Source organism: Porcincola sp. LCP21S3_C12 (assembly GCF_052118625.1).
Lineage (GTDB): Bacteria > Bacillota > Clostridia > Lachnospirales > Lachnospiraceae > Porcincola.
On record NZ_JBQKGW010000038.1, the window covers coordinates 1 to 7,904 of the forward strand.

Sequence of the window (7,904 nt, forward strand, 5' to 3'; positions counted from 1 at the left end):
CAAATCTGGCATCTGGTGTACAAAACTGGCGTTTCGTTTACAAATATGCAGTTTTCAATTTACAAACAAGCATCTCGCCTTACAAACTGGCGTCTCGGATTACAACTCAGCTTGTTGATGTTAAAAAACTGAAATACTAATAAAAGTAGAGCAAGTATTAAACTAATACTATACTTACTATATAGCATTTACAGAAATTGAAAAGTACGATTTTTTTGGCGACCAGGTCACCTGAAAATTACCGCCTGGGGAAAAATCGGCCTCTTATATTTGAAAAAGTCCGGTCGGTGTAATTTTTAAGGCGGGGAAACGCAGGTAGAAGTATAATGGTTGCAGGATCGATCTTTCCTGCAGCCATTTTCGGATGAGCTGATCCGGAAGGATGACAGAACAAGAAAAGGCGTAAGTTTCAATAAAAGAAGGAGGCGCGCAGTGGGAAAACATTTATCAGAGAGCATCCGTGTTCCAATTGAGGCAGACAATCCTGCCATCCGCCGCATAGAAAATCTATGTATTAAGTGTGGTCAGTGCAGAGACATCTGCCGGGATTATATCAGCGTGCTCGGCTATTATGACCTGTCAAAGACCAACGACACTGCCGTCTGTATCCATTGCGGCCAGTGTGCGAATGTCTGTCCGGTCAGCTCGATAACAGAGAAACCGGAGATGGACGCCGTAATAGCCGCAGCAAAGGATCCGGATAAGGTTCTTATCGTCAGTACATCACCATCCGTCAGGGTTTCCCTGGGCGAAGCTTTCGGAATGCAAAGAGGAAGCTTTGTCGAAGGAAAGATGATAGCACTCCTCCGGAAACTGGGCGCAGATTATGTGCTCGACACAAATTTCGCGGCAGATATGACGATTGTGGAGGAAGCCAGCGAACTTGTGGAGAGGCTTACAACGCACGATAAGCCACTTCCCCAGTTCACATCCTGCTGTCCGGCCTGGGTGAAGTTTGCCGAGATCTATTACCCCGAGCTTTTGCCGAATATTTCGTCCGCAAAGAGCCCTATAGGGATGCAGGGTCCTACGATCAAGACCTATTTTGCAAAGAAAATGGGGATAGATCCAAAGAAAATCGTAAATGTGGCGCTGACGCCCTGTACCGCTAAGAAATTCGAGATCCGCCGCAGAGAAATGAATGCTTCCGCCAGGTATCTGGATCTTCCCGGTCTCAGAGATATGGATCATGTCATCACAACGCGTGAGCTCGCAGACTGGGCGAAAAAGGCTGGCATTGATTTTTCATCGCTGGAGGATTCAAAATTCGACAAGCTGATGGGAGAGGCCTCCGGCGCAGGCGTAATCTTCGGCAACACAGGCGGCGTCATGGAGGCTGCCGTCCGCACTGCCTACGAATTTGTCACACATGAACCTGCTCCAAAGGAACTGTACACACTCGAGCCCGTCCGCGGCATGCAGGAAATCCGTGAAGCGGTCGTAGAAATCGGAACACTGTGCCTTCAGCTGGCCGTGATCTATGGCACATCGAATGTCCGCAGATTCCTTTCCATGGCGAAGGAATCCGGAAAACATTATGATTTTATTGAGGTCATGACCTGTCCGGGAGGATGCATTGGCGGAGGAGGACAGCCGAAAGCCGATGTGGAAGAGCGCAGAACTATGGTGGATTCCCGTATTGAAGGTCTTTACAAGCGGGATGCGCAGATGAAGCTGCGAAAGAGTCATGAGAATCCAGAGCTGAAGCAGCTGTACGAAGAGTTTTACAGAAAGCCTCTCTCGCCGATCGCTGAAGAAATGCTCCATACATCCTACACGGACAGGAGTGGGCTGCTCGGTGAAGATGCCGGAAAATATAAGACATTACGGACATTTGCCGTAGATGGAGCAGAAGCGAAAAACGGTGCAGTAGCTTTTTTCGGAGAAGAAATAGGCAAAAATGCAAGGTCAGAAGGCACCGGCGATTATGAGGAAGTGACAACGCCCGGATCTGCAACACGAAAATGGAAATGTCGTGTCTGCGGTTATATCTATGAAGGAGACAATCCGCCGGCTGAGTGTCCGATCTGTCACAAGGACAGCTCCTACTTCGATGAGATCGAATGACACCGTGACCGGCGCGCAGTCACCAGCGCGCCGGTCACAATGTGGTGAATCAACAATGAGGATGACAAAAGAAATGGTACAGGCAGATTTGGATGCCCTGCCTGAATCTTACAGAACAAAAGATGTGGATGCTCTGATCAGGCGATATGTAAAGAATAACGCCGATGTATCTGCCCTGCGTGGGTATGTGCTGACCGAGCAGCAGTTTCATCGCATCTATTTCTATGTGACACTGGATCAGATCGGAAGCGTGAATGATCTGATGTCATTTATCGATCACAACCTGTTGTTTGATGACTGGTGGCATACTGACGAACTGATTAAATATGTTGCGGACCTGGATTTTAAAACAGCCCTATCCTATGTGGGAAAATATGTGCTTTCAGACCATCCGTTTATCCGCAGATGGGGATATGTCATGTTGATCAGCAAACTGGGCAGAAATCCGCTCCGGCAGAAAGAAAAGCCACTGGATGTGGTACATCTTTCCGCAGATCCATGATCTGGGCTTCAGCAGCATATCGCAGTTTTATGCCATTCAAAACCTGCGGGAGGCACTTGAATATCTTAATGACAGCATCCTGGGCACTCATTTGGAAGAGATCAGCACAGCCCTCCTTGCATTGAAAACGGATGATCCCCATGAAGTCTTTGGCAGTCCGGATGATATGAAGCTTTGCTCCTGCATGACACTGTTCGAAAAAGCGGATCCGGGAAAAGAAATATTTTCAAAAGTACTGGATAAGTTCTATCATGGGAGGCGAGATACAAGGACCTTGGAGATTCTTCTAAGCGAGGCCCGGGAAGCACTCAGCGACAGGAAGATCTACGACACGCCAATTGGTCCTGTGTGCATGTCAAAAACAGCAATAACAAAATATTCCCCCTTACAGCAGCATCCCCGGCATTACTGTCGGGGATGTTCTTTTAATGAGCGATAAGCCCTCAGGTATATTTCATGCCAGCAATGCGCATCTGAGAGCAACGGACAATCAAGTGGGGCGTTTTCTACACTGCTCAAATTTACTTTATATCAGTATATTAACTCTTGCGGTCAAATATAGGACACCGTCTCTGCCAAAGACTTTCTTGATGAATGATTCGGAAGAGGCTTAACTCCCTCCGCTGCATGACCGAGATCCATAATCATCAGAATTTCTTCATCCTCCGGCAGGTGCAAAGCGGCGGCAAGCGCATCCGGATCAAAGAAATTCACCCAACAACTGTCCACACCCTGATTGGCAGCCGCCAGCAGCATGTGTGTCGCCACAATAGTCGCGTCCTCGATACCGGAATCCCTCTTTCCGCCCGGATAAGTAAAGACATTGTTCTTATGGAATGCAACAACCAGGCACACGGGTGCGCCATAGCGGCAGGGTGTTGCTTCATCAATCTTCGCAATTCCTTTCTTCGACTGAACAACATAAATATGCTGCTCCTGCAGATTCTTGGCGGTCGGCGCCATTCGCCCTGCCTCTAAGATTGCCTGAAGTGCTTCTTCATCCACCTTTGTATCGCTGTATTTTTTGCAGGAATAGCGATTCTGAATCAGTTCTGAAAATTCCATATCCTGGCCTCCTGAAAAATAGTCGCAACGTTCATCAACCTAAGTCTGCAGTAATGATGAGTATTGCTTAACTGGAATATCTGGCTTTATTATAGCATTCATAAACCTTCAAGTTGGTATTACATATTTAAGTACATAAAAATGATAAATATTGCATTTTTATGTACTTATTTTCGTATAACAAATCAATGTTACGTACATAAAAATGTAATTTCGTGATATACTCTTTACAGAATATTTTCATCGCTAAATGGGGGATTGATTGGAATCCTATTTCTCCTTTACAAAGCTTTCTTATTTTCCGGAGGTATGTTCATGAAGCGGAATCTGATGAAGAGTTTAAAGGAATGGAAAAATTCTCCTTATAGAAAGCCGCTGATTCTAAGCGGAGCGCGACAGGTGGGAAAAACCTGGCTGATGAAGGAGTTTGGCAGGACAGAATATACGAATACCGTATATGTCAACTTTGATCAGGACATCAATGCTGCAGGGCTCTTTGAGGGCAGTATTAATCCAGATCGCATCATTCTTGGACTTCGGGCACTCAGCGGCATGGAGATTGATCCGGATAATACACTGATCATTTTTGATGAAGTGCAGGAAGCGCCACGCGCATTAACTTCTCTTAAATATTTTTGTGAAGAAGCGCCGCAGTACTCCATCATTGCAGCCGGCTCCCTCCTGGGCGTTGCACTGCACGCAGGGACATCCTTTCCCGTTGGAAAGGTCGACAGAATGCATCTTTATCCACTGAATTTTCAGGAATTCCTGTATGCCATGGGGGAGGATGCGGCGGCTGAAATCCTGCAGACTAAGGATCAGAGGATGATCACTGTATTGCGGGAAAAGCTCTCAGATCTTCTTCGGCAGTATTACTATGTTGGCGGGATGCCTGAGGCTGTAAATTACTACAAAGACAACAAAGAATTTACCGGCGTACGGCAGATTCAAAAAAATCTTCTTGCATACTATCAGCAGGATTTCTCAAAACACGCTGAACCAAGGCTGACCGAACGTCTGAATCTCGTGTGGTCCAGTATACCTGCACAGCTTGCAAAAGAGAATCGAAAATTCATTTATGGTCAGGTCAGACAGGGTGCACGTGCCAAAGATTTTGAACTGGCGATACAATGGCTCTCTGACTGCGGACTGATTCATGTTATACACAGAGTGACCAAACCGGGGTATCCTCTGAAGGCATACGAAGATCTGAATGCCTTCAAGATCTATCTTTTGGATGTAGGTCTTCTGGGCGCAATGGTTGATCTTTCTTCCAATACGATCGTGGAAGGAAATCGTATTTTTACAGAATTCAAAGGTGCTCTGGCAGAACAGTATGTACTTCAAGAGTTGATTGCAGAAGATCATTTGAATCCTATGTATTATTCTGCGGAGAATTCAAGAATGGAAATTGACTTTATCGTGCAAAAAGGCGATGAAGTAATCCCCATCGAAGTAAAGGCAGAAGAAAATTTGCGTGCAAAAAGCCTCCGCTCATATTGTGAAAAATATAAGCCTAAGACGGCCGTCCGCTTTTCCATGTCAGATTACCGGGAACAGGACTGGATGGTCAATGTGCCTCTGTATGAGATTAACTGGCTGATCGAACAAAGCAAAGATAGTGAGATGAAATGGCATTTATAAAAGAATATGCGGTATATAAATTTCCCTTCGGTTGGCTTCAGGTCGAATATGTTGGCGGGACTGTCATATCTCTGGACAAACTGGATGAGGAGAGGTCCGGAGGCCACAAGACAGCGCTTACGGATCGCGTTTTCTCTCAGTTCACGGAATATCTATAATGGTCTCCGCAAGCAAACCATTGCGAAAGAGTAAAAACAGCTCCCCGGACAATTCCTAAAACCGAATGAGAATACATTCATTCGCTCTGAGATGTCCAGAGAGCTGTTTCCTTCATATTTGTAGTTCTGAACGATTTGAACCGAAGATCAGAAACGGATAACTTCCGGCTCTGCTGTAAAGCTGCAGATCTCCGCTTTCGCATTCTTCAGGTAGAAGACAGCCGTATTACCGTCACCTGCGGCATACATAGACTTCAGGCTGGGATTGGCATCCAGCATGGACTGCTGTGCCTCTATCCGCTCGTCGTGTACTGCCTCTGCGTTCAGGCGGAGCCACTTGCCGTCGGCCATCCCACTGATCGCAATCTGCGGATGCGCCAGCATCTGCTTTGCCACCTTCTTCTTCAGACCTGTCTGGATGTACAGTTTTCCTTCAAAAATATTCTGTGCGCCGAACGGGCGAACCTGCGGATTACCTTCCTCATCGACCGTTGCAAGATACCAAACGCCGGCCTTTTTTAAAAACTCAAGCACTTTCTCCATTTCTGTCTCCTTTATGCATTAGCATTTGTCTCAAATAAATAACCTGTCATTGCCATAGATCCCAGATTGCAGATATTGTTGAAGACCTTTACCTGATCTCCCTCCGTCGCGCCAAGGCAGTAGAGGAGGGGAAGAAAATGATCTGGTGTCGGCACAGCATAGGACGCATCCTGCAGCTGATCATAATGAATCACAATGTCCTTTTTCGCTGATAGAACTGCATCTGTGATTTCCTTATTAAAGCGCAGCGTCATCGGCGTGCCGCCGTCATTGTCCCATTCCACACGCATCAGGTTATGCACGACATTTCCGCTGCCGAAGATCAGGTATCCCTTATCCTTCAGCGCTGTGAGCTTTTTGCCGATCGCATAGCTCTGTGCAGCGGAGAGCCTTCCGTTTACGGAGAGCTGAACCACAGGGATATCGGCCTTTGGAAACATATGTACCAGAACCGTCCATGTGCCGTGATCGATTCCCCAACTGTCATTGACGGATACCTGGTCTCCCAACAGGTTCTGCACCTTGGCCGTGAGCTCTTCGTCCCCATGAACAGGGTACTTCACTGCATACAATTCTGCGGGGAAACCATACATATCATAGACCTGCCTGGGAATTGGCGCACTCTGCACATATGTGACGTCTGTGTACCAGTGTGCAGAAATCGACAGTATTGCCTTAGGTTTTCCGTAATGCTCTGTGATGTAACGGCCAACAGAAGCCATCCCTTCTGTAATTTCATTATTCTCAATGGCAATCATAGGACTGCCGTGCCCGGAGAAAACTACCGGCATTCTTGTACTCATGATGTTTCCCTTCCTATCATCTATTGTTTTTGAAAAAAGGTCAGATGCGCTTTAAATCATTGACATAGTCAATTAATTGAAGTAACTTAAGAATATCATATAGAGTGCAATCGTCAATCAGGATTTTTTACAGGACTAAGTCATTTTCAAGTGACTGGATACTGAAAATACAAGCAAGTTAATGAATAACCGCGTAAAGGCCGTGCAGAGTGTTCTCCCAAGTATGCCTTAATCTATCATTATTCCGACAGTGAAGGAGATATGCAGAAATGGAAATAGAACAAATAGAAGAGACGACAAAGAAGCAGGGAAAGGAATTGTTCGGCATCTGTCCTTATGTCACAACGCAGACAGTGCTGCAGGGGAAATGGGCAATTCTCATCCTTTATCAGTTGGAAAACGGCCCTGTGCGCTTCAATGAACTGCTCCGTAGAATTGATATCGCCCAGGGAACACTTTCCAACCAGCTCAAATACCTGGAAAAAGAGGGAATGATCCGCCGCAATGTGTACACGGAAGGCGTACTGCGCGTGGAATATGAGCTGACACCGATCGGAGAGAAATTCAGAACAGTATTGCAGTCGATCGAAAAATGGGGGAATGAATATATCACTTATCTGAAAGCAAAGCATCTTTGACCTTCCTGTAATACTCCCTCTTTCCATGAATCATATGTTCGTCATCACTGCATCACTGAACTGATGAACTCAGTTGACTGTCTTCTCCATCTTGGAGGCATCAGGCGAATGATCTGCGCCGAAGAACTGCTCAGAGAGCTTTTTCAGTGTTCCATCCTCCTGGAGCTTGACCAGAACCTGATCGATCTCATCCCGAAGCGCTGCTCCCTGATCTGTCATAGGGAACAGAAAATATGCACTGAGGTCAGCTGTAAAAATCTGCTCAGATACATCCTCCGGAAGGGGAGTTCCCTGGAGTTTAAATCCAAAATCCTTCTTGTAAGTATCAAAAAATGGCTTGTCATCGATTCTGAAATCACTCGTCCCATCCACGTCTGAGTTTAAATTCTGTTTGTACTAAAAACTCCGCGAAGTGAGGAGTCAGTTAAGTTTCCGACTCCTCTTTGACCACTTGTTTATTTTTTCGTGGTCTTCCGCGTTTACC

General features: G+C 46.2%; 9 protein-coding genes. 5 read left to right on the forward strand and 4 right to left on the reverse strand.

What is annotated here, in order from left to right; all coding sequences use genetic code 11:
* The first annotated feature begins 432 nt into the window (after positions 1-432).
* The 3 genes from ACTQ1N_RS12240 (at position 433) to ACTQ1N_RS12250 (ending at position 3,008) form a co-directional block, all read left to right on the forward strand.
* Positions 433-2,067 carry a [FeFe] hydrogenase, group A gene (locus tag ACTQ1N_RS12240; protein WP_441956944.1) on the forward strand — a complete coding sequence of 545 codons (1,635 nt, stop codon included), beginning with the start codon at positions 433-435 and terminating at the stop codon, positions 2,065-2,067.
* Between the two features lie 73 nt (positions 2,068-2,140).
* A complete protein-coding gene (locus ACTQ1N_RS12245; protein WP_441956945.1) occupies positions 2,141-2,569 on the forward strand; it encodes a hypothetical protein in 429 nt (142 codons plus the stop codon).
* Positions 2,541-3,008 carry a DUF1810 family protein gene (locus ACTQ1N_RS12250; RefSeq protein WP_441956946.1) on the forward strand — a complete coding sequence of 156 codons (468 nt, stop codon included), beginning with the start codon at positions 2,541-2,543 and terminating at the stop codon, positions 3,006-3,008. Before ACTQ1N_RS12245 ends, ACTQ1N_RS12250 begins: the two co-directional genes overlap by 29 nt.
* 113 nt (positions 3,009-3,121) lie before the next feature.
* Here ACTQ1N_RS12250 and ACTQ1N_RS12255 read toward each other — a convergent pair whose 3' ends face one another.
* Positions 3,122-3,634: a nitroreductase family protein gene (locus ACTQ1N_RS12255; RefSeq protein ID WP_154522778.1), complete on the reverse strand. Its 513-nt coding sequence runs from the start codon at positions 3,632-3,634 to the stop codon at positions 3,122-3,124.
* A 315-nt stretch (positions 3,635-3,949) separates the two neighbouring features.
* On the opposite strand from ACTQ1N_RS12255, the gene ACTQ1N_RS12260 reads away from it, so the two are divergent.
* Positions 3,950-5,278: an ATP-binding protein gene (locus tag ACTQ1N_RS12260; RefSeq protein ID WP_441956947.1), complete on the forward strand. Its 1,329-nt coding sequence runs from the start codon at positions 3,950-3,952 to the stop codon at positions 5,276-5,278.
* Between the two features lie 305 nt (positions 5,279-5,583).
* Here the strand turns inward: ACTQ1N_RS12260 and ACTQ1N_RS12265 are convergent, their stop codons facing one another.
* Together ACTQ1N_RS12265 and ACTQ1N_RS12270 are read right to left on the reverse strand one after the other, a co-directional pair.
* On the reverse strand, positions 5,584-5,979 hold the full coding sequence (locus tag ACTQ1N_RS12265; RefSeq protein WP_441956948.1) for a pyridoxamine 5'-phosphate oxidase family protein: 396 nt from the start codon (positions 5,977-5,979) through the stop codon (positions 5,584-5,586).
* An 11-nt stretch (positions 5,980-5,990) separates the two neighbouring features.
* Positions 5,991-6,782 (reverse strand): dioxygenase family protein, encoded by a 792-nt coding sequence (locus ACTQ1N_RS12270; RefSeq protein ID WP_441956949.1) that lies wholly within the window; start codon positions 6,780-6,782, stop codon positions 5,991-5,993.
* A 269-nt stretch (positions 6,783-7,051) separates the two neighbouring features.
* Between ACTQ1N_RS12270 and ACTQ1N_RS12275 the strand changes: the two genes are divergently transcribed.
* Complete coding sequence (locus tag ACTQ1N_RS12275; RefSeq protein WP_154522764.1) at positions 7,052-7,420, forward strand: winged helix-turn-helix transcriptional regulator; 369 nt, start codon at positions 7,052-7,054, stop codon at positions 7,418-7,420.
* 69 nt (positions 7,421-7,489) lie between these two features.
* Here ACTQ1N_RS12275 and ACTQ1N_RS12280 read toward each other — a convergent pair whose 3' ends face one another.
* Positions 7,490-7,792 carry a hypothetical protein gene (locus ACTQ1N_RS12280; protein WP_441956950.1) on the reverse strand — a complete coding sequence of 101 codons (303 nt, stop codon included), beginning with the start codon at positions 7,790-7,792 and terminating at the stop codon, positions 7,490-7,492.
* Between the last annotated feature and the right edge of the window lie 112 nt (positions 7,793-7,904).